Here is a 21992-nt window from a genome sequence, read left to right on the forward strand (position 1 = left end):
GAGGATTCCGCTCCATTGCTTGCTTTTTGTCAATTTGAACTCTACCGTACCTCTGTACGCCGACGAATTCAAATTGACAAAATATAACTTCCTTTTTCTTAAGTCTACAGCGTGTCGATAGGTTTATCGACACGCTGAAAGACACTTATAAAAGTGTCTTTTTAATGTATTCCATTGCTTTATTCCAATCTTCACGGCTGAAATAGTGCTGCCCTTCGCGCAGATGATAGCCGATATCGCCATCGTGGTACACCTCGCCGCCTTCCGGCAATCGGTTGTGATGTACAAACCCTTTATGTCCCTGACTTTCAAAAACTTCACTTGTCAGAACACAGTTTAAGAATTCAGAACTCGGATCAGCCCAGGTATCTTCTACTGCGCTTGCTACATAAATGTTACGCGGTGCAACAGATGCCATCAGAAAATGCTGATCAAAGGGCATTTTATGCTCTAAATTCTGATATTTCCAGTAATTTTCACAGAACCAGTACGGAAATCTCTTTGTGATTTCAAATACGTCTTCGCCAACCTTGTCCCGAGTAATGGCAGCTCCGCTGCAACCTGAATCGTTGGAATATGCGAGTGCAAAACGGGTATCGGTCGCGGCTGCTAAAAGCGCGGTTTTTCCGAGTCTGGAATGACCACACACAAACGCTTTGGATGCATCAAGCAAGGGATTTGTTTCTGCATAATCCATCAGGCGATGTGCTGCCCATGCCCACATAGCAATTTTCCCCGGGTCTGTGGGATTTTTTCGAATGCCATCCGGATATAAAACACCGGCAAAACCGTTTGTAAAATCATTGTCATCGGTTGTTACATCATTATATCCAAACGAAAGGGTCGCAAATCCGTTATCGACAATTTCTTCGGTGGGCATATATTTATCCGGCACGTCCGGTCTGAAATTAATGTGCACAAAGAAAGGATGCGGACCTTCTTTTGTGGGTATAACCGAATACGCAGGGAAACGAAATTCCTTGCCTTTTATTTCGGTGATAATCCATATCTTTTTAAGCACCGCTTTGCCTGCACAAAAATGGTACGCCCCTTTAACATCTTCTGTTTCAAAAGAAATTTTATCCGGCTTTGGCGGTAAGTAGCCATATTCTTCTCTCTGCAGAATTTCAAGCATTTCTTCCCGTTCTAAAAATCCGGGTAATTTTCTTCCAAGCAACATTTTTTTAAGCATTTTAAATCACCGTTCCTTTCGTCGCACTCATTGTAGCATAAATTTATTTGAAAAGCAAGCATTTTAAAGCAAAAAACTAAATCTGATACAATAGCACAAACAGAGGCATGGAAAAAATGCAAACCAACGTGGTTACAATGTTAACCGCTGTTGCAAAATCCGCATCTTTTTTATAAATTTGAGCAAATTGCATGATGGTTGCAGCTGTAGGTGTAATTGCCGCCAAAAGAGATATCAGTAAAATTTTATCTGCATTTACAATATCAATGTTTGCACGAATTATTTTTATAAGTAAAAGCACCAAAAACGGACAAACCAACATCCGCATAAACAAAACCAGATACAGCCTTTTATTTTTAAGCATCTTTTTAAAGTCAACATTTGCTGCCAGAATGCCTGCAATCAGCATGCCGACAGTACCGATCATACTGCCGAGCGAAGAGGTTACCTCTTTTGCAAATTTCGGTAAGCGTATGCCGAAAAACATCAGCAGCCCACCGATTACGATGGCAATCAGATTCACATTTAAAAGGATTTTCCTGAAACTAATTTTCTCGGACGAGGAAAAAATCTGTATGCCATGTGTCCACAAAAATATCAGCTGGACAGACATGAAGGCACAACTGTATATGACCCATTCCTCGCCGAGTACATATGACACAATCGGAATAATCAGATTTGCCGCATTAGAGTAAATGATAGATGCGCGTTCTGTGCTTGTTCCTTTAAAAAGCTTTAAGTAGATTCTGTCAAAAATCAGCAAAAGAATATGAACAACGATTGCCACAGCAAAAGCAAGTATTAAACCTTTCGTAATTTCTTGTGTTCTTTCCACATCAAAAGCATTTAAAATAGCGGCAGGCATCAGAAGATAAAGCGATATCTTGGAAAGTGCTGTACTGTCTTCGGTTTTTATAAGTCTTAATTTTACAAGCATGAACCCCAGCAACATAACCAGAGCCAGTTGCAGAATTTTATACAATAATAACGTTGAAATCATAAAAAACCTTCTCCGGATTATTCCTTACCTTGAATGTATTTGTCAATGGCTTCTGCCGCATTTTTACCTGCACCCATGGCAAGGATTACAGTTGCCGCACCGGTTACCGCGTCACCACCTGCAAAGACTCCTTTGCGCGAGGTTTGTCCCGTTTTTTCATCCGCGATGATACCGCCCCAGCTTTCCGTTTCTAAACCCTCGGTAGTGGATTTAATCAATGGATTCGGAGATGTACCTATAGATACAACCACACAGTCGCATTCCAAAACAAATTCGCTGTTTGTCTTTTCAACGGGTTTTCGTCTGCCGGATGCATCCGGATCGCTCAATTCCATTTCCACACATTTTAACCCCTTTACAAAGCCGTCCTCATCACCCAGCATTTCAACAGGATTTGTGAGTAATTTAAATTTAATGCCCTCTTCAAAGGCATGTTCAACCTCTTCGTTTCTGGCAGGAAGTTCAGCTAAAGAACGACGGTATACGATAGAAACCTCCTCTGCACCTAAGCGAAGCGCGCTTCTTGCCGCATCCATCGCTACATTACCGCCACCGATAACCGCAACTTTCTTGCCTCTGCGGATGGGTGTATCGCTGTCTTCAAGATATGCCTTCATTAAGTTTACACGGGTTAAAAATTCATTGGCGGAATAAACGCCCTTTAAATTTTCACCCGGAATATTCATAAATTTCGGCAAGCCTGCACCTGAACCGATAAAGACTGCTTCATAGCCTTCTTCATCCATCAGCTCGTCAATGGAAATGGTTCTGCCGACAACAGTGTTCGTAGCAAACGTAACACCCATAGACTTTAAGCCGTCTATTTCTTTTGCTACAATTTCTTTTGGAAGACGAAATTCGGGAATGCCATATACCAAAACGCCACCCGGGGTATGCAACGCCTCAAAAACCGTTACCGCATAGCCCATTCTGGCGAGGTCACCGGCGCAGGTGAGTCCTGCAGGACCTGAACCAATCACCGCAACCTTGTGTCCGTTTGGTGCAGGCAATTGCATTATCCCCTTTGCATGCGCGTTATGCCAGTCTGCCACAAAGCGTTCTAATCGACCAATTGCAACCGGCTCGCCCTTAAGACCACGAACGCATTTACCTTCACACTGGTTTTCCTGCGGGCAAACTCTGCCGCAAACCGCAGGCAATGCACTGGATTGAGACAAAATTTCGTATGCCTCTTCAAAGTTACCTTTTGCCACCTGACCGATAAATCCGGTGATGTTAATCCGAACAGGGCAACCACTTACACACGGCTTGTGTTTACATTGCAAACAGCGTTCTGCTTCATCCATAGCCTGTGCTGCTGTGTAACCGAGTGCAACCTCATTAAAATTCTTACCTCTTTCAATGGCATCCTGTACCGGCATTTCATTTTTATGCAAAGACATGTTTGGCATTTATTTCACCTCCTGACGGAACAAGTTGCAAACTTCATCATGCTTGTTTCTTTCAAATTTCTTATACATGGAAGCTCTGTCAATGGCTTCGTCAAAATCGATTTCATGCCCGTCAAATTCAGGACCGTCCACACACGCAAATTTAGTCTTACCGCCAACCGTTAATCTGCAACCACCACACATACCGGTACCATCTATCATAATGGGATTCATGCTGGCAACCGTTTTGATGCCGTATTCTTTGGTGAGCTTGCACACAAATTTCATCATGATTAAAGGTCCGATGGTAATTACTTCATCGTACTGTTCACCGCTTTCGATAAGCTTTTTAAGTGCATCGGTCACAAGCCCCTGCTCGCCTGCTGTACCGTCATCGGTCATCAGAATATATTTAGAGCTGTTATTCTTAAATTCGTCTTCTAAAATTACCAAATCCTTATTGCGGAAACCCACAATGGCGTGCACCTCCGCGCCCTGCTCAAATAGCTTTTTGGCAACCGGAAATGCAATGGCACAGCCTACGCCACCACCGATGATTGCAACCTTTTTAATACCTTCCGTTTCGGTTGCCTTACCTAAAGGCCCCACGAAATCCTGAATGGATTCGCCCTGCTGTTTCTGATTCAGCTTTTCGGTTGTTGCACCGACAATCTGAAAGATAATGGTTACCGTTCCTTTTTTGCGGTCAAAATCTGCTACGGTAAGCGGTATACGTTCACCGTTTTCATCTACGCGAAGTATAATAAACTGCCCCGGCTCTGCTTTTTTTGCTACAGCCGGTGCTTCAATTTCCATTAAGGTAACTGTCGGATTCAATTCCTTCTTTTTAACAATTTTGTACATAGTCATTTCCTTTCGGATATCAGAATAAAAAATATTATAACACAAAACTTAAAAAATAGCAAGAGTTTAAAAAGAAAACCCGCATGAATCATGCGGATTTTCAAATATAAAAGAACATTCTTTTACATCAAAAATGTACAGATTTGCCTGATGTAATGCTTTCGTAAACCGCGTTCATTGCTTCAATGGTACGTTTATGCCATTTTAAGTTAATGAGCGGAGTTTTGTGGTTGCGGATGTTGTCTACAAATTCATCAATCAAGCCAACCCATTCGTCAAAATAGGTATACTGCACGGTGTATCTGTCATTCGGGCAGCCATTGTGATAAACATTAGGTCCAAAGCAATCTGCCATCATACTTCCCTTTTCACCATTGATGGTGATGTTTACTTCCATTCGTTTCGGGAATACCTCCCAACCGGGTCCCGGAACTTTTAGTCTTTCTTCCATTTTTGACCAGGATGGGTCTAAAGAAAAGATTGTGCCGTCTTTCATTTTGCCAATAACCGAAAGCATGTCCTCTTCTTCCAAGTCTGGTCGGATATTGGGGGCAACTTCAGCATAAACGCTTTCAAAATCACTTCCCGTCATGTGACGAATCATATCAAAGATATGCGGATGGTCACAAAGTGCACCGCCTCTGAAACGAGTATCTCCCTCTTTGATCTGCACACGCTTGCCGTAGCTTTTTTCAGGCACGCCCTGCCAGGGAAACGCCCATACAGGCGAAAGTGTAATGTTTGTGGCATTAAAGGATTTTATTTTGCCGATGTCGCCGTTTTTCAAAGTTTCTTTCATGCGGGCAATGACAGGGTTATAATGCATTTCAAGCTCAATCTGGCATACAAGATTGTTTTTTTCTACGATTTCAATCATTTCATCATATTCAGCCATATCAAAGGTCGGAATTTTCATAGAAAGAATATGTATACCCCGCTCTGCACAAAGCTTCATCTGACGAAGGTGGTCGCTGTTTTCGCTTGCCAGCACAACCGCTTCAATTTCAGGATGTGTATTTAGCATTTCGATTTCCGAATCATAACACGGAATTCCATCCACACTATTTAAAAATATCTCTTTAACCGTTTCGTTTGCGGTACTTACTGCAACCCATTCAAGCTTTGGATTTTCTTTTAAAACCTGATAGTATTTTCTGGTATGTCCGTGGGTCATGGACATCATGGCAATTTTTAAAGGTTTCATTTAAAAAAGCACCTCTCTTTCTCCACTTTCAGCCGATTTTTGTGCTAACATCACAAGAGCATTCAAGTTTTCATCTGTCGCAAGCATTTCGGATACAGAGTTGTCTCTTGCAATCACAAATGCGCTTCTGACCAACGCAATTTCATCAGTTGATAAGCCGTAAAGCTCAAAATCCACATCGGTAAAAGCAAGATTTTTTTCACCGAATATGTACACAGAATCCTGCTTCAGCTGTGCATCTACCACAATGTCGCAGGCAATGCCCCTCTGTGAAATGACCTCGTGCTTATCTTTAACCGTCAAACCTGAAGGTAAGGTTGCTGCAAGCTCTAGTGTACACACAACACCATCTTCGGTAGTTGCTATCACATTTAATGCAACTTCATTTTTTACTGCCATGACCGACCTGATTTTTCTTTGTAATATGAACTGACACAAATCAAACTCTTTATAGAGTGCGGCGTATAAATCCTTGTCCTTAGCGGTGATATGTGCGGTACGCATAACACTTACGCCTTGAAGTGTACCATTGTTTACCATATTCTTCATTTCGATAAAGCGTCTTTCCTGACGGTGTGCCAAAAGCGGAATATCTGTACCGTTCATAACAACCGCTTCGTTTTTCAGCTCCGCCTTAACGTCAACAGAATATTTTTCTAATAAGAAATCCAGTTTTTGCTGTAAGTTCTGCATGAAATACCCTCCTTTTATTTTGGTTAAAGTATAACACAAAGGGCCTTACAATATAAATGCGATTTTCAACACACTTTTTACATTTTTCAAAACCACATATTGACACTGTTACGTAAAACTGTTAAAATTAAATTCGGTGATATTTATGTTTTTCAAAACAAATGACATAAACGTGAATTTACTTTCCTCATTAGAGTTAAAACACGGCTTTAACAATTCGGATGCAGGCGTTCGTCCTTACCACGCTTTATCATTTCGCATTGACGGGAATGCCAATTTTAAACACAACGGAAAGGTAACTCACGCTAAAACCGGAGATATTTTGTTTGCTCCTGCATACTGTCGTTACACCATTGACAGCTGTTTGGAACATCTTTTTGTTCTGCATTTTGAGTCCGATACACCGTTGCCGACAGACATACAGCTGTTTTCACCGGATAATCCCTCCTATTTTAAACGTAAATTTGAGGAATTGCACAAAGTGTGGAGCAAAAAGCAACCCGGCTATATATACGAATGCAAGTCCATTTTCTACCGTATTTTAATGCACATCGAACAGGAATATATGAAGAATAAGTACACCGGTTATCAGGACAAGCTGAATGAAGCGGTTGATTATATCCACGAACATTTTACCGCCCCGGAGTTATCTGTTGAAATGCTTGCTAAAATGAGTGCTATGAGCGGTACGTATTTTCGGAAAATGTTCCGGGAAAAACTTTCGGTTTCCCCTCGTCACTATATCAATATGCTAAAATTGGAACTTGCTACAGAGCTTTTAAGCTCCGGCTACTATACCGTATCCGAAGCTTCGGAAAAATGCGGATTTAAAAACATTCACTATTTCAGTGCCTTTATAAAAAAAGAAACGGGAAAATCTCCCTCTCATTTGATTCCAAACAAATAAAAAGACGTTTGCAAAACCATTGCAAACGTCTCAGACCGTCGAAAAAGTCGTTCTACCGCAAGCAATGACATTCTGAACGAAGTGAAGTGGCAGTGGCGTTGCCCGAATCAGAGATTCGGAACACTGTTGCATAGGGGACTGTTAGCCAAATCAAAGATTTGGACAGCACCCCTAAAGAATCTTAAGGAACGAACTGATGTTAAATGGAGCGGAATCCATCGAGGATTCCGCTCCATTGCTTGCTTTTTGCCAATTTGAACTCTACCGTACCTTTGTACGCCGACGAATTCAAATTGTCAAAATATAACTTCCTTTTTCTTAAGTCTACAGCGTGTCGATAGGTTTATCGACACGCTGAGACGTTTGCAAAACTATTGCAAACGTCTTTTACTTATTTTTTAATTTTCATGCCCACTTCGCGTAAAATCTCAACAGCAGGCACCGGAATTCTTCCCAAATGATCAGGGCCGACATTTAATAGATAGTTGATACCACGCTCATTTAAGTGTTCTTTTAAACGAATAACCTCATCTGCACTTTTCCAATTTGTGTCAAAGTAGTTAAATCCCCAGGTTTTATTTAATGTACCGGGCGATTCAGCTAAGATATCCGTCATGTATTCATCCGGAATTTCGTGGTCTTTAAGAGAAACGTAATCCCCGAGACCGTTACCGATTCTGGTATTTACCAAGCAGTCCGGTTGTAAAGATTTAACCAAATCAAAAAGCTCTTTGCTTTGTGCCTCGTTGATTCCGCGAGGCGTATCAAACCAAATCAGGCACAAATCACCGTACTTAGTTAAAATTTCTTTAACCTGCGGCAAAATCTTTGCTCTGAAACACTGTTCATATTCTTTCTTGCTTTCATCCGGGAAATCCCAGTTGTTACTCCAGGACAATCCCTTATTGGTCTCCCCTACGCGGCTGAAACCACCATTCGGCTCGTGCCAATCCAAATCCTGGGAATAATAAAGCCCCAGTTTCATGTCATGGCGTTTACACGCTTCTGCCAATTCTTGAATAACGTCACGTTTAAAAGGTGTTCCGTCCACAACATTAAAGTTATTGTATGCGGTTTTAAACAAGCAAAAGCCCTCGTGATGCTTACTCGTTACCACTAAATATTGTGCCCCTGCGTCTTTTGCAAGTTTTACCCATTCGTCCGCATCAAAATAGATTGGGTTAAAAATCTCTGCCAATTTTTCGTATTCGGCTTTCGGAATCTGAAATTTGGACTGAATCCATTCGCTGTAGTAGTTGGTTCGCTTGCCACGCCATTCACCTGCCAACAAGGAATATAACCCCCAATGAATCATAAGACCGAATTTTGCCTGTTTAAACCATTCTTTGTTATTCATTTTAAACCTCACTTATTTTACAGGAACAAGTTTAATCGCCGAAGCACGTCCTGTTCCGTTCGCTGTGCATTTGTAAACAAGTGTCGCTTCCTTGGTATTTTTGATTTCAAAAGAATCGTGAATCAAAACCCAGCCCGGCTCAACGGTTTCTCCGTCTGCAATCTTCATTGCCGCAGAACCGACCAATACTTCTTCGGTTCCGCTTCTGAAATAAATGTCAGCCTGCGGTGCATTTACGGTATGCGGAATACGCCAGTAATAAACCTTATATTTGCCGTCTTTTATATTTTCGAGTGGGAACAATGCTTCTGCTCCCGGTTTTTTAAGCCAGTAATGAGATTTACCGTCATAGTTTGGAACGGTCGGAGACTGGCCCCAAAGGGTTTCATCCACCACGGGACGAATAATCGTTTCACCTGCATACTCTTCATTATCAATTTTCTGGTCCGCCATAGAAACCTGCGGAATTTCAGATTCAACAACCTCTTCCGTTTCTTCAGACCCGGGCAATGGCTGATTGTAAACGGTAAGTTCAGGATTTTTAGCGTCTTCCGCTCTCTGCCAGATGCGGACATAGTCAATAACCTGTGCCGAGCCGTCGGTGTTGTCGTCCGGCGCACCGCCCCAGTTGATGATAGCGGTAGAAAAATACGGAAACAGCGGAATGGATGCGTTTTCGTTTTTCTTTTCAGAAATCACTTTGCCGTCAAAGTAATAAATCAGTTTATCCGGATTCCATTCAAGAGCATAGGTGTGATAATCTGCAGATAAATCGTACTGTGATTTATAGGTTTCAGAATACTGAATTCTGTCGCCCGTAAACCAGGAATGGTAGTTGGTATTGACTTTATTGGGATAATGCCCTTCGTTTACGTCCAGTTCGAACTGTTGTTTCGTATCGGTTACCTGCTTGCTGTTTGTAATCATCCAGAATGAATTGTTTACGCCCGATGCGGCAGAAATTTTATATCTTGCTTCCCAGTAACCGTACGCCTGACGGAAAACCTCCGGTTTAACCCATACCGACCCCGATGTCCAGCTTTTTCCTGCGCGCTCTTCTCTACGGTTTACAAGATAGAGATTTCCGTCATGCACTTCGGCATTTTCGGGCCATCTGGACGAAAGAATATGTCCCGGTGCAGAAGCATCGGATTTCCAGGTATCCCAGTCCATGGCATCACCTGAAAATTCATCGTTAAAGGTAAGTGTCCACGCCTCATTTGTTGGCGGTCCTGCCCATACAAACATCTGCATAAAACGTTTTAAAATCACTGCACCTTGTGCTCTGGTAGCATTTTCCAAGGCAGACACTGTTGTTTCGGATGTACCTTTGATAATACCTGTTTTGATTAAATATTGTAATGCATCTTCTGCCCAATCAGATACAGATGCAGTGTCTTTGAATTTTGCATAATCATCCGGCAAAGAATTCAGCCATTCGTCATTTTTGCCGATTTTTTGAATCGCATTGTAAGTGAAAAGTGCCATTTCCTCACGGGTAATGGGTTGTTCAGGCTTGAAACCTTCATCGGTCGGCAAGCCGTTTAAAAGTCCGTTTGCCTTGGCAGTTGCAACATAGGATGCATACCAGGCATCATGCGCAACATCGGCGTAAGATTCGCCTTTTATCAATTCAAAACCCATTGCGCGATCCAGAATGGTTACATATTCTGCGCGTGTAATTTGTGCTTCGGGATTGAACAGATTATCTGCTACACCCGAAACAAGACCTTCGTTTGCCATAAATTCCACATCATAATTTGCCCAATGCCCGACCATGTCATCGAATTTATCCAGCGAAGCCATAGATTGTTTTTCTGCGCTTAAAAGGGCTTCGGTATCGTTTTTCGGAGTTACATAAACAGTCTGCCACACATCTGCTTTTGCGCTGTTTAAAATTTCAAACGCCATAGTAGATGCTCTTGTATTTACTTTCGGGTCCGCGTTCGGCACGCAAACCAGCTTTACATATTCTTCATCCGGATTGCCTGCAAAATCGAATGTACCCAAAGTAACCCATTTACTTTCGGTAAGTTTTGTGGGGTCTAAAATAACCGTATCGACTTTACCATTGTGATAAACCTCGTATTTTACTTGCGGATTCTGGTTTTCATGCCAGTAGAGCAAATACACCGAAACACGGATATCACCGACAGCACTCAATTCAGGGCGGTATTCCAGGGTTACATTCTCATCCGCATTTGCCGCCCAAAGAGTTTTGGGGTAATTAACCATCGGACCCGATATAGAACCACTCATTCCCCAGTCGTTGTTAAAATAACAGGTTCCCTGCGGTTCTACGGTGATATTGGTAAGCAAGGTGGATTTTACTCCCTCTTCTTCTATCTTTTCTTCGGGTTTCTCTTTGGGTATGTACGTGTTTACCGTAATTTCTTTGTTCGAAGGCACGAGTTTGATAGAAGTGGCGCGAATATTACTTCCGTCCACCAATGTATAATGCACCTTTTCGTCTCCTGTCCCGGAAAAATCATATACGCCCATAGAAACCCATCCGGGAGTTTGTTCTTCACCCTCATCAAGCTTTTGATAAACTCTTGCTACGTCCTGCTTACCGTTATGGGAAACGATAAAATCAATATAAGCTTTATTATTAACATGCGGAAGTGTCCAGTAAAAAACTTCATACTTGCCTGCCTTTATATCGTTTATCTGATAAGTCATGGACGAACCGTTTGTGGCAGTCCATTTATGAGGAGAGCCGTCATAATTTTTCAAAGTGGCGGATTCACCCCAGTTTCCTGCCGTTTCCGTTACAGGAATCACAATTTCACCTTTCATTTCTTTAGTTGTAAATGTTTGGTCTGTGGTTTTGCTTGCAAATACAATCTGCACAGATGCTAAAAGCATACATATACAAAGCAAAACTGCAATACTTTTTTTCATTGTTCTCACCTTTCTATTTTTAAACTGTTTTGAGATATGTGGACGGATAGATACCAAAAAATTTACGGAATGCCGCAGAAAATGCATACGCATCAGAAAAGCCAATGCGTTTAGCCACTTCTTTTATTGTATAACCGCGGTAAAGCAAGTCGGTCGCAACACCCATTCTGTAATTTTTGATGTATTGATACGGCGTAATACCGATTTCTTTTTTAAAAAGCCGAACAAAGTAGTTTTTAGCACAATAAGCCTTTTCAGCGAGCATCTCCAGAGTAATTTCTTGCATGTAATTCAAGTGAATGAACTCAAGAGCATTATTGATACGAACGCTTCCGGCTAATGTGACCGGATATTCCATGCTCACGCACCGCATGGCAATCTCAATTGCAGATTCAAGCAAATGAATGTATTTGGAACTCTTGTTGTTATCATGACATTTTCTGCCCAGAGACATACAAAAACGCAATGCATTTGCAGCAGGCGTGTCCTGCTCGGGCGGAACTTCTATCACATGCTCACCGAACACCAACGGAACAGATACAAAATCAATCCATTCATGATTTACGATTGTGCCGGGCAAAAACTGTGGATTAAACTCTAAGTTTTGCGGAAACAGATAAATATGATTTGGCTTGATTTGTATATGCATGCCATTATCAATATAGATAAGTCCTTTGCATTTGTAGCAATGCAATCGGTTTACATTCTGGGGCAGCATTCTCGAATCATGCCACGTTTCAATGTTGCCTGCCGACCAGACCATAACTTTCTCTGCCAAATGCCTCACCCCAATCTTAACTTTGAGTAAAATTGAAAAAATATAACTTTCCCTTTATTAACAATAACATAAAAGAGCAAAAAAATAAATAGTTTTTCTAAAAAAGTTTATTTTGAACATTAAAAAGATAGGAATGCAGAATTTTAATTGTTGACAAGCAGAACACTTAAGTGATAATATATTTGAAAAGGAGTGATACTATTGAATCCGTTGATTTTACTACCAAACACCATTTATATTTTAAGAAGCAAAAGAAACCAGGACCTTATAACCAATATTGAAGAGTACTCGGTTTATTATGAAAACATTTTGTATCCGTACAAACAGGAATACGATGTTAAAATCGACTGTCCTTTTGGTATGAATCTCGGCAGATGCTGGAGAATTACCAATTTTGACACATGTCCCAAAAACTTTCCGCTTACACTTTCAGTCTACCTGTACGGAGAATTGCTGGCTAAAAAAAGCATTACCGTTGAAATCACAGAACGTCGTTCTAAAGAAATGTCTCTTTTGTGCATTGGTGACAGTATGACACAGGCAGAAGAATATGAGTTGCAAGCAATATCCAAAGCCGAAAATATTAAAACTCTCGGCACAAGGCATTGCAAATATGTAAATCATGAGGGGCGTGGCGGATTAAAACTTTACAGCTATCGACACATTTATGCAAACCAAGGTTGGTTTACTTCCCCATTTCTGTTTCCCGAAAACATTCCGGGGAAATTGTACTATGGAGACATAAGCTACTGGGAGGACGTCCGGGACAACCCGAATCACTATACCAATGTGGGTTTTAAATATGCTCCGATTCAGGAAGGCATGTACTGCTTAAAAGATAAAAAACTATGTTTGTTTGAAAATGATTCTTATAAAGTTGTAGACGAAAATCCTGTTTTTAATTTTGATTTTAAAAAGTATCAGGAACGGTTTAACATCGAAACACCGGATGTTGTGACCTTTTTATTCGCCGCAAACGATTTACAAACCGTAGCATATGAAAAAACAGCAGAAGAGATTCAAAAAATGCTGATTTATCAGCAGGAAATGCTGGACGACATTCAAAAGTATGTAAAAACCATTGTAATCTGTCTCCCGATCTGTGGTGCAGACCAGTACTGTTGGGGAAAAACAATGGGATGTGTCGGCACTGTCAAGCAATACGAGTATAATATGAAGCAATATGCAAATGCTCTGCTTGAAGTCTACGACAACCGTGAAAGCGAAGGTATTTATCTTTGCCCCATGAACGCAGTTTGCGACCCCTTAGCAGGCTTTGATACCGACCACAGCCCTGCTAATCTGTATTCTGTTTTACCTGTATTCCACCAGGCCAACTGGGTTCATCCCAATATTTCCGGTTATAAACAGATGGGAGATGCTCTTGCAGGCGTCCTTTGTAAAATCAAATCGATATAATAACAAAAACACCTTGCAAATCGCAAGGTGTTTTGTTATTGATTCCACATATAGTCACACACTTCGACAGAAAGCTTTAAATACTTTTCCATTACAAATTCGGGCATATTTCCATACACATATTCCAAACAAAAAACACCGTTATAACCAGCCTCTTTCATAATTTTAACGCACGAATCCCAATCTGTATTCCCCATAAAAGGCATTTCGTGATAATCAGCACCGTGGTTGTCATGGACATGTGTACATTCAACGTATTGTATGAGTTTTTTAAGTTCTTCCACATGCTTGTCCCCAAATTCAGCATAGGCGTGACCGAAATCCCAGCAACAAACAGCCGAAGGACTGTTAAACGATTCAATCAAAGCTTTCAGCTCATCGGATTTTGAACAAAATCTGCGGATCGGCTTACCGTCCTCAAAAACTGTCTCAAAAGCGATTTTCACACCATCTTTTTCCGCTTGTTTTACATAAGGAAGATATAAATCGTGATTATGTTTTAAAGCAATTTCTGCATCAAAGGGCATATTCGCAGGATATTCATCGCCATGTACCACCATATATTTTGCACCTAATTCAACCGTTGCACGATACGCACGATCGATTGCCTCAAGGTGATTGTTTCCGTAGCTGCCATACCGATTAAACGGTCCGTGCGTCTGCGCAATATACAAACCGTTTTTCTGCGCACATTCTAACGTCTCTGTCATTGAATCGTGCCAGTTGTGCTCTTTTACCGGCGGCGTATAGTCTAATGCTTTAAATCCCGCTTTGGCAATCATTTCTATCGCTTTCTGCGCGCTAAGTTTTTTTGTGACGTATCCTAAATTGATTCCATAATCCATAAAATGCACTCCTTTCGGTTTTTTTCAGTATATCATTTTAACCTTTTAAAGTCAATCTTTAAATATATTTTAAGATAAGTAAAATATAGTTTTAGCAATTGATTTTCACATCCAAAAATGATATTATTAAAATAGGAAAAAAGAAAGGTTGATGGAATATGAGAAAATTTTCTTGTGCATTTCTTATCGTGTTACTGATATGCATGACATTTTTATGTGTATCAACAGTCGCATACACTTACGAAAACGAGCTTAACTTCCCCGCTTACGGTCAGGAAGACAAAACAGCTGTTTCAACTGCGACTTTGACAGGAAACGGAACAGCCGTTACGTTCAAAAAAATTACCGCTTCTGATGGCAAATCTTATATTCAGCGTCAAACAACCGTAAACGGTGTCGCTGTAGATGATTACACAGACGGTCTTGGTTTTTTGGTCATGTATGCCACCTCCACTACGCCACAAAACTGGTATGGCGGAACAAATGAAAACTATCCCAAATTTGTCGGCAGTTACAATGCGCAATCATTTAGCACCGCAAACGTTTTTGCTGGCGGTTATCCTTCATGGGTTACTATGTCAGATATGACCATTGGAACCAACAAAGTCACCATGACCGGTGAAAATGACTTTGCAAAAATCACAGCTATCTGGTATATGACACAAAACGACAAAGACCCCAAAGTTGATCTTACCATATCTGTGAAAAAAACAGGTTATTACAGCTTTGGTATGTTCACTTCGCCTAAATCCTTTTCAAAAGACAGCATGAAATTTATTCAGGTTCCTTTCCGTTACAGCGAAAAAGGTTTGCCGACCGATTGCTACCTCGTATCTGAAGCATATTCAACAGCAAGTGTTTCGCAGGTTACCACCAACACAGGTACCAAAATTGCAAACAAGGATGTGACCTACGGTATTTTTGTTGATCCTAAATCCATTGTCTCGGAAGGTGATGCTTCCGCCAAAACGATGCGTTGGGTAAAGAGCAATGCGTATTACGGCTATTATGATGATAATTTTACCTATAAAACTGTAGATTCTACCGCGGCACAATCCAATTACGGTCTGTCCATCAGAGGCAAAGACGGAAATGTGCAGCCCGGTGCTTTTGCGCCGATTATGGGCACAGCAGACAGTAATTTTATTGTTGACGGTGTTTACAGAATCACTTATCGCCCCATGGTAACGGTATCCGAGCCTGCCATTTCAAGCTGGTACGACAATTACAAAAGAGTGCTTACCGATTATCTGAACGTGACCGACTACAGAGACAATTATTACGCGTCCATGACCGACACCATTTTTAACATGACAGATTTAGCTATGGATGATTTTTACGGTGGCTGGAGCGACGACGGTAAAGCCCATTATAACATGGAAGGCAGAAATGTTGTGTCAGATGCAGATCCCCTTTCCTATATGCAGTTGTATCTTTTGACTGAAGATAATACTATTTTAAACGAAAGAACCATTCCGTCCATGGAGTTCATTTTGTCACGTTCATCTGCAATCTACAACGCTTACGGCCGCATGGACAATGTAGGAACAGCACATGGCTATGGTTCGCCTGCGCACATGGTAAATGCACTGTTAGCAAACTCGGACACTTTGTCTACGGGCTACACCGCAATGGGATTTCCGGCTGACAAAGAAGGCACAGAAGGCATTGGCAATTCTTCTTATTATGGCGCATATAAAATGACGATGGGTATGATGCCCTACTATCAGTACTTAGCCGCAATCCGTTTAAACGGCACTTACATATCTAAAGCAAGTCAAAGCGGCGTAAAAAATCCGTCGGAATATCTGTGGCAATCCAGAGCACTTGCATTAAACAAGCCCGACACAGATGATGAAACAGCAGAAAAACAGCTTTCCCGTGCCAAAACACACGGCGGTTGGTACGTTGACCGAAGAGTCAATCTCAACTACACCGATGCACAAGTTGCAAACGGTGCCCACAACGTTCCTAACGACCAGTTGTTTATTTTCAAAGATTTTATGCCGAACATCCATTGTCTGCTCGAGCTTTACGAAGAAACCAAGGAACAAAAATATTTAGACGCCGCACAGGAATCTGCAAGACGTCTGATTACCACCCTCTGGTCCACATATATGCCTGAAGAAGATGAAAACTATGTTATCGATTCTGCCAAAGCAAGTTATATTAATCAGATACAAAAGGGCAATACCGCAAACCAGATGTGGTGGCACGGTGACACCCGATTCCGTTTAGGCGAAGCGGATGATGCATGGAATGCTAACACCGGCTATATTGCAAAATGGAATTCTACTGCCCCTGGACAAACCGCAACCACCGTTCCTGCCTGGACTGTTTCACGAGTTGGTCTTGGTATTGAACAAACGACTACTTTTGCATATTACAGCGGAAACATCATCATGTCTACCTGGGCACCGGATTTGATGCGTATCGCAGAACTTACCGGCGATGAAATGCTGGAAACCTTTGCAAGAAACGCACTTGTAGGCAGATTTGCAAACTACCCCAGTTACTATCTGACCGAGTATTCCACCTATCAGCAACAAAAGAATTTCCCGTACACAGGACCCGATACAACGCAAATTTACTATCATCATATCCCTGTTATGATCAGTATGCTTCAGGATTTCCTGATTTCACAAGCATATGCATGGTCGGATAAGTTGGTAGATTTCCCCTCTGTCCGAAGCCAAGGGTATCATTATTACAGTTCTCGTCATTACGGCTTTGCACCCGGAAAAATTTTCAACGAAAAAGATATGTGGCTCTGGATGAAGAAGGGGCTTATCACCGTTGATAACAAGCAAATCGACTGGTTCGGTGCACGCAAGGATGGAAGAGCGGCATTTGTATTTACAAATGCGTCTGACGAATCTGTAACCACCAATGTTACGTTCGGGGATGAAGTTAATATGGCAAGTCGCGTAAACTCTATTACTTACACAAGCGGTGCCGCAAATGCAACCAAAGTTATTGAAAACAAAGCAACAACGGTTACCGTACCGCCAAAAACCACCGTTGCCATTGCATTTAACGCCAATGTAGAAGCTCCCGGATTTGCGAAGATGTATGGTACAGATTTAACTGATACAAGCAACAGTCATGTAAAATCCTCTGTGATAAACGAGAATGACGTAATCGGCAACGTGGTTCAAATTTCGCCCGACAGCTATAACGTTCATGTGTACTCTACCTACAGACCCACATCAGTTGATGCAGACAACGGCATTTCCAGAATGATTATCCGCTACTCCATCGGCGGCGAGAGTTGGAAAGCAGAAACCGATTTAACCTTCCCGTTTGAGTTCAGCATTCCGGTATCAGATTCTTCCAAAAACTTTAAATACAAAGTCGAATTGTATGATAAGAATTCTACAAAAGTTGGTACATCTGAAGAATGCACACTAAGTGCAAGTTACATTAAAGAAGAGGTGCCTGTGATTTTAACAACAACCACAACGCACGGCACAACCGTTTCTGCAACCGGAAATCCAACCATCTCCGGCTGGGGTGCTGCAAACAACACAAAAATTACGCAGACAGGTAATTGCTTTGCATTTTTCAAAATGGGTAACGATTCAGGTGTAGATGTGCCCTTAACCTTAATTTTTACGTTGTATGACAGCAACAACAATTTCAAACGTATCGCAAAGGTTGTAAACACAAGCATCTCCGCTTCAAGCACCACAAGCTCACCCGTTAATATCAGCACCAAAACTGATGACCCTATTGTTTTAACTGAAAACGATATGGGAGATCATTTTGTTGTGTATGTCTGGAGCGACTTAAACTCCATAAAACCTTATATGCACAAATATGATTTTACAACCGGAAAAACAATTGTAAAATAAACCAAAAGCCATTTGACTTAACTGTCAAATGGCTTTTTCATTATATATGATAATCACTTGACTTAATTTTCTTGTATTCACTTGGAGAATATCCGGTATATTTTTTAAAAACTCGGCTAAAATACAACGAATTATCATATCCAACAGCAGAGGAAACCTCTGTAACATTTTTATTCGTGCTGTCAAAATATCCTTTTGCAGCGGTTATCCTAAGCGACATTATATATTGCATCGGTGTCATTTTCATTATGTTTTTGAAACTGATAATGAATCTGTTGACTGTCATAAGATGTTCCTGTGCATACTGTTCAATAGATATTTCCTTATTATAATTCTCCTCAAAATAATGTGCTGCTCTTTCTATTTCATTCACCAAATCACTTTTATTTTGTTTTCCCTCTTTTACAAATCTGTTGATAGCCAATAAAACATGTCTTAGTAAAATTCTCAGCATTTCCTCATAATTTACACGCTGGAGCTGAAGCTCTCTTATAATTTGATTGAATATCCACGGATAATCCGGAGACACTCCGGTAAAAAATACATTTTCATCTTTAGGGAGTTCATAGTGGGCAAGATATTTCTCAACTTCAGAACCTGTAAAATGCACCCAATACACTTCTGTCTTATCTGAAGCATAGTAATAATACACCTGCGGTTCTCCCGGTCGAAATAAAATCATATTTCCTTTTTGTACTATTGTTTCTTCCCCGGTGTTTTTGAAATAAAAATGTCCCTTACCATGAGCAATGTATAATAGTTGATAATCATTTCTTCCTTCCGGGTGAGGTGTTTCTATTACAGGTGTGGTGTGAACCCTATAATATCCGCAATTGTTTATTCTAAGAGGTACTGATAGGTCCTCTAAATTTGGATTTTCATCATCTATATAAGCCACATTTATATACATGTGTCTTCCTCCTACTTTTGGGATTATGTGTATATTATACACCAAATCTTTCTATTTTTCAATACATTATCGTGATTTTGTGCATATTTTTGTTGATTTACTTTATTGTAATCAATGACCAGCAATGATATAATTTAGACAACAGCAAAAGATTGGCAAAAATTTTATATAAAGGAGCGATATTATGAAAAAGGAAGAAACAAAGTATTTAAAATGGTATCATAAGATAGGTTATGGTTCGGGAGATGTGGCAGGAAATGTTGTATATGCACTTTTAACTGCTTTCGTGATGTTCTACCTGACTGACACAATCGGTTTAAGTATGGGTGTGGTTGGAACGCTTATTGCATTATCCAAAGTATTCGATGGTGTTACAGACTTCTTTTTTGGAAGAATGATTGACAAAACACACACAAAGATGGGTAAAGCACGTCCGTGGATGTTGTGGCCTTACATAGGCTGCGCCATTGCTCTTGTTGCTTGTTTTGCAGTTCCGACAAGTTGGGGCAAAACCGCACAGTATATTTTCTTCTTTATCTCTTACACACTTTTAAATGCAGTATTTTTTACAGCAAATAACATTGCATACGCATCACTTACTGCATTGATAACAAAGAACACGAGCGAACGTGTACAGCTCGGTTCTATCAGATTTATTTTTGCATTTGGAACAAGTATGCTTATTCAGTATATTACAATAGATGCAGTAGGTTGGTTCGGTGGTGGAGCTGAAGGTTGGAGAATTGTTGCAATCATCTATGCAATAATCGGTCTTATTGTCAACACTATCTCCGTTTTTTCTGTTAAAGAACTTCCTGAAGCAGACGAAGGAATGGAAAAAGAAAGAGCTGAAGAACATAAGCTTACATTTCTTAAATCTTTTAAGCTTCTTCTCAAAAACAAATACTATGTTATCATCTGTATAACATACATTTTTACACAGCTCTATACTGCTTTATTGGGCATGGGTATCTATTATATGAAGTATATCTTGGGTAATGAAGATCTTTTCGGTGATTTTGCCCTTGCCATAAACATCCCAATGGTAGCAATGCTTTTGGTATTACCTTTTATCATTGAAAAAATGGGCGGAATGTATAAACTGAACATTATTGGATATGTTGTTGCAACGATTGGAAGACTTGGCGTTATGGCTTCTGCTTACTTTGGTAGTATCTCTCTTATGCTCGGTTTTACTGCACTTGCAACGATCGGTATTGCACCTCTTCAGGGTGACCTTAATGCACTTATTGCATCTTGTTCTGAATATACAACAATGAAAACCGGACATCGTCTTGACGGTATGATGTACTCCTGCTCATCTCTTGGTCTAAAAATTGGCGGTGCATTAGGAACCGCAATTTGCGGATGGCTCTTGGATGCTGCAGGATATATTGAAAATGCCGCTGTTCAAACAGAAGCTACAATCGGTATGCTCCACTTCCTTTACTTATGGGCACCTACAATTCTCTGTGGTATTGTAATGTTGCTTCTTTCTCGTCTTAATGTAGAAAAAGCAAATAAAAAGCTTATGGAAGAAAAGAATATCGAAAAAACAAGAACTGTTTACGGTAATATATAAGAGGTGGCTACAATGCGTGAATTTGAAAAATTTGAAAGAATTGGCACAACACCGCACCGTAGTTATTACATCCCGTTTGCACCAAATGATGTTGTTGGAACAAAGCACAGCATTTTGGATAAAACATCAAGCTCACGTTTCACTTCGCTTGATGGTATGTGGCAAATAAAACAGCATAATCATGTTGACGATTTTGAGGTTAATGAACAGCTTACAGAATCCATTCCGGTTCCTGCTTGTGTTCAGATGCATGGATATGACCACATTCAGTATCTTAATACACGCTATCCTTTCCCGGTTATGCTTCCACATCTGCCATACGAGAATCCGTGTTGGCATTATCGCAGAACCTTTTATCTGAATAAAAAGGCAAGCGAAAAGTATTACATCAATTTTGAAGGCGTTGATAGCAGTTTCTATTTATATATTAACGGACAACTTAAAGGATATTCTCAGATTTCCCATGCAACAAGCGAATTCGACATTACAGAACTTGCAGTTAACGGTGAAAATACAATAGATGTACTTGTATTAAAATGGTGTATATCTACATATCTTGAATGTCAGGATAAGTTCCGTTTTTCCGGTATATTCAGAAATGTGTATTTGCTTACACGCCCGAAAAATCACATTACTGACTACAAAATTGACACAACGATTGATGGTTCTAATGGCATTCTGACATTTCATAATGAAAGTCCTGTTGATATCAGGGTTGCAATCAATGGAAAATCCACATTAGTTCCAAAAGATGTAAGCACTGATATTGTTGTTCCAAATGTTAGGTTATGGAGTGCAGAAGAACCTAATCTTTACACAGTTGAGCTTCACACAAGAACAGAAAAAATAATTGAAAGCATTGGTTTCAGAGAGGTAACCATTGACGGTCCTGTATTTAAAATCAATGGCGAACCCGTAAAACTTAAAGGCGTTAACCGACACGACTTTAATTGTGAAACTGCTGCAACTGTCAGCCTTGAGGATATGGCAAAAGACATTCATCTTATGAAAGAATTGAATGTCAACGCTGTAAGAACCTCACACTATCCTAACAGCCCTGAATTTTATATGCTCTGTGATAAGTTTGGTATC

General features: G+C 40.6%; 16 protein-coding genes. 5 read left to right on the forward strand and 11 right to left on the reverse strand.

The genetic code is table 11. The features are described from left to right. Positions 1-145: 145 nt before the first annotated feature. The 6 genes from IJE10_01230 to IJE10_01255 form a co-directional block, all read right to left on the reverse strand. Positions 146-1192, reverse strand: a complete 1047-nt coding sequence (locus tag IJE10_01230; protein ID MBQ2966726.1) for a hypothetical protein — start codon at positions 1190-1192, stop codon at positions 146-148. A gap of 76 nt (positions 1193-1268) precedes the next feature. Next, positions 1269-2192: an AEC family transporter gene (locus tag IJE10_01235; GenBank protein ID MBQ2966727.1), complete on the reverse strand. Its 924-nt coding sequence runs from the start codon at positions 2190-2192 to the stop codon at positions 1269-1271. Positions 2193-2209: 17 nt separating this feature from the next. After that, complete coding sequence (gene gltA / locus IJE10_01240; protein ID MBQ2966728.1) at positions 2210-3604, reverse strand: NADPH-dependent glutamate synthase; 1395 nt, start codon at positions 3602-3604, stop codon at positions 2210-2212. Then, positions 3605-4447: a sulfide/dihydroorotate dehydrogenase-like FAD/NAD-binding protein gene (locus tag IJE10_01245; protein ID MBQ2966729.1), complete on the reverse strand. Its 843-nt coding sequence runs from the start codon at positions 4445-4447 to the stop codon at positions 3605-3607. A 127-nt stretch (positions 4448-4574) separates the two neighbouring features. Continuing rightward, positions 4575-5651 carry a Gfo/Idh/MocA family oxidoreductase gene (locus tag IJE10_01250; protein MBQ2966730.1) on the reverse strand — a complete coding sequence of 359 codons (1077 nt, stop codon included), beginning with the start codon at positions 5649-5651 and terminating at the stop codon, positions 4575-4577. Continuing rightward, positions 5652-6344 carry a hypothetical protein gene (locus IJE10_01255; GenBank protein MBQ2966731.1) on the reverse strand — a complete coding sequence of 231 codons (693 nt, stop codon included), beginning with the start codon at positions 6342-6344 and terminating at the stop codon, positions 5652-5654. Between the two features lie 145 nt (positions 6345-6489). On the opposite strand from IJE10_01255, the gene IJE10_01260 reads away from it, so the two are divergent. Next, positions 6490-7251 carry a helix-turn-helix transcriptional regulator gene (locus tag IJE10_01260; GenBank protein ID MBQ2966732.1) on the forward strand — a complete coding sequence of 254 codons (762 nt, stop codon included), beginning with the start codon at positions 6490-6492 and terminating at the stop codon, positions 7249-7251. A 391-nt stretch (positions 7252-7642) separates the two neighbouring features. Here the strand turns inward: IJE10_01260 and IJE10_01265 are convergent, their stop codons facing one another. From IJE10_01265 to IJE10_01275, 3 genes are read right to left on the reverse strand one after another with little or no spacing between them, the layout of a single operon-like run. Beyond that, entirely contained in the window at positions 7643-8608 is a 966-nt protein-coding gene (locus tag IJE10_01265; GenBank protein ID MBQ2966733.1) for an alpha-L-fucosidase, read from the reverse strand. Between the two features lie 12 nt (positions 8609-8620). Continuing rightward, a complete protein-coding gene (locus tag IJE10_01270; GenBank protein MBQ2966734.1) occupies positions 8621-11512 on the reverse strand; it encodes an S-layer homology domain-containing protein in 2892 nt (963 codons plus the stop codon). Between the two features lie 19 nt (positions 11513-11531). Beyond that, entirely contained in the window at positions 11532-12290 is a 759-nt protein-coding gene (locus tag IJE10_01275; GenBank protein ID MBQ2966735.1) for a helix-turn-helix transcriptional regulator, read from the reverse strand. A gap of 201 nt (positions 12291-12491) precedes the next feature. On the opposite strand from IJE10_01275, the gene IJE10_01280 reads away from it, so the two are divergent. Further along, positions 12492-13709, forward strand: a complete 1218-nt coding sequence (locus IJE10_01280; protein ID MBQ2966736.1) for an SGNH/GDSL hydrolase family protein — start codon at positions 12492-12494, stop codon at positions 13707-13709. Between the two features lie 35 nt (positions 13710-13744). On the opposite strand, the gene IJE10_01285 is transcribed toward IJE10_01280, so the two are convergent. Then, positions 13745-14554: a sugar phosphate isomerase/epimerase gene (locus IJE10_01285; protein MBQ2966737.1), complete on the reverse strand. Its 810-nt coding sequence runs from the start codon at positions 14552-14554 to the stop codon at positions 13745-13747. 158 nt (positions 14555-14712) lie between these two features. Here IJE10_01285 and IJE10_01290 point away from each other — a divergent pair, with 158 nt between their 5' ends. Continuing rightward, complete coding sequence (locus IJE10_01290) at positions 14713-18408, forward strand: hypothetical protein (GenBank protein ID MBQ2966738.1); 3696 nt, start codon at positions 14713-14715, stop codon at positions 18406-18408. Positions 18409-18448: 40 nt separating this feature from the next. Here IJE10_01290 and IJE10_01295 read toward each other — a convergent pair whose 3' ends face one another. Next, complete coding sequence (locus IJE10_01295; protein ID MBQ2966739.1) at positions 18449-19318, reverse strand: AraC family transcriptional regulator; 870 nt, start codon at positions 19316-19318, stop codon at positions 18449-18451. Between the two features lie 184 nt (positions 19319-19502). On the opposite strand from IJE10_01295, the gene IJE10_01300 reads away from it, so the two are divergent. After that, a complete protein-coding gene (locus IJE10_01300) occupies positions 19503-20900 on the forward strand; it encodes an MFS transporter (GenBank protein ID MBQ2966740.1) in 1398 nt (465 codons plus the stop codon). A 12-nt stretch (positions 20901-20912) separates the two neighbouring features. Next, a partial coding sequence (locus IJE10_01305) for a hypothetical protein (protein MBQ2966741.1) occupies positions 20913-21992 on the forward strand: 1080 nt, incomplete at its 3' end.

It is taken from the genome of Clostridia bacterium (assembly GCA_017410375.1).
Classification (GTDB): domain Bacteria; phylum Bacillota; class Clostridia; order RGIG6154; family RGIG6154; genus RGIG6154.

Coding starts and splice junctions, on each gene's coding strand:
- IJE10_01285 (MBQ2966737.1), bottom strand. CDS start 14,554: ATGGATTATGGAATCAATTTAGGATACGTCACAAAAAAACTTAGCGCG.
- IJE10_01255 (MBQ2966731.1), bottom strand. CDS start 6,344: ATGCAGAACTTACAGCAAAAACTGGATTTCTTATTAGAAAAATATTCT.
- IJE10_01265 (MBQ2966733.1), bottom strand. CDS start 8,608: ATGAATAACAAAGAATGGTTTAAACAGGCAAAATTCGGTCTTATGATT.
- IJE10_01295 (MBQ2966739.1), bottom strand. CDS start 19,318: ATGTATATAAATGTGGCTTATATAGATGATGAAAATCCAAATTTAGAG.
- IJE10_01290 (MBQ2966738.1), top strand. CDS start 14,713: ATGAGAAAATTTTCTTGTGCATTTCTTATCGTGTTACTGATATGCATG.
- IJE10_01250 (MBQ2966730.1), bottom strand. CDS start 5,651: ATGAAACCTTTAAAAATTGCCATGATGTCCATGACCCACGGACATACC.
- IJE10_01300 (MBQ2966740.1), top strand. CDS start 19,503: ATGAAAAAGGAAGAAACAAAGTATTTAAAATGGTATCATAAGATAGGT.
- IJE10_01260 (MBQ2966732.1), top strand. CDS start 6,490: ATGTTTTTCAAAACAAATGACATAAACGTGAATTTACTTTCCTCATTA.
- IJE10_01235 (MBQ2966727.1), bottom strand. CDS start 2,192: ATGATTTCAACGTTATTATTGTATAAAATTCTGCAACTGGCTCTGGTT.
- IJE10_01230 (MBQ2966726.1), bottom strand. CDS start 1,192: ATGCTTAAAAAAATGTTGCTTGGAAGAAAATTACCCGGATTTTTAGAA.
- IJE10_01270 (MBQ2966734.1), bottom strand. CDS start 11,512: ATGAAAAAAAGTATTGCAGTTTTGCTTTGTATATGTATGCTTTTAGCA.
- IJE10_01245 (MBQ2966729.1), bottom strand. CDS start 4,447: ATGTACAAAATTGTTAAAAAGAAGGAATTGAATCCGACAGTTACCTTA.
- gltA (MBQ2966728.1), bottom strand. CDS start 3,604: ATGCCAAACATGTCTTTGCATAAAAATGAAATGCCGGTACAGGATGCC.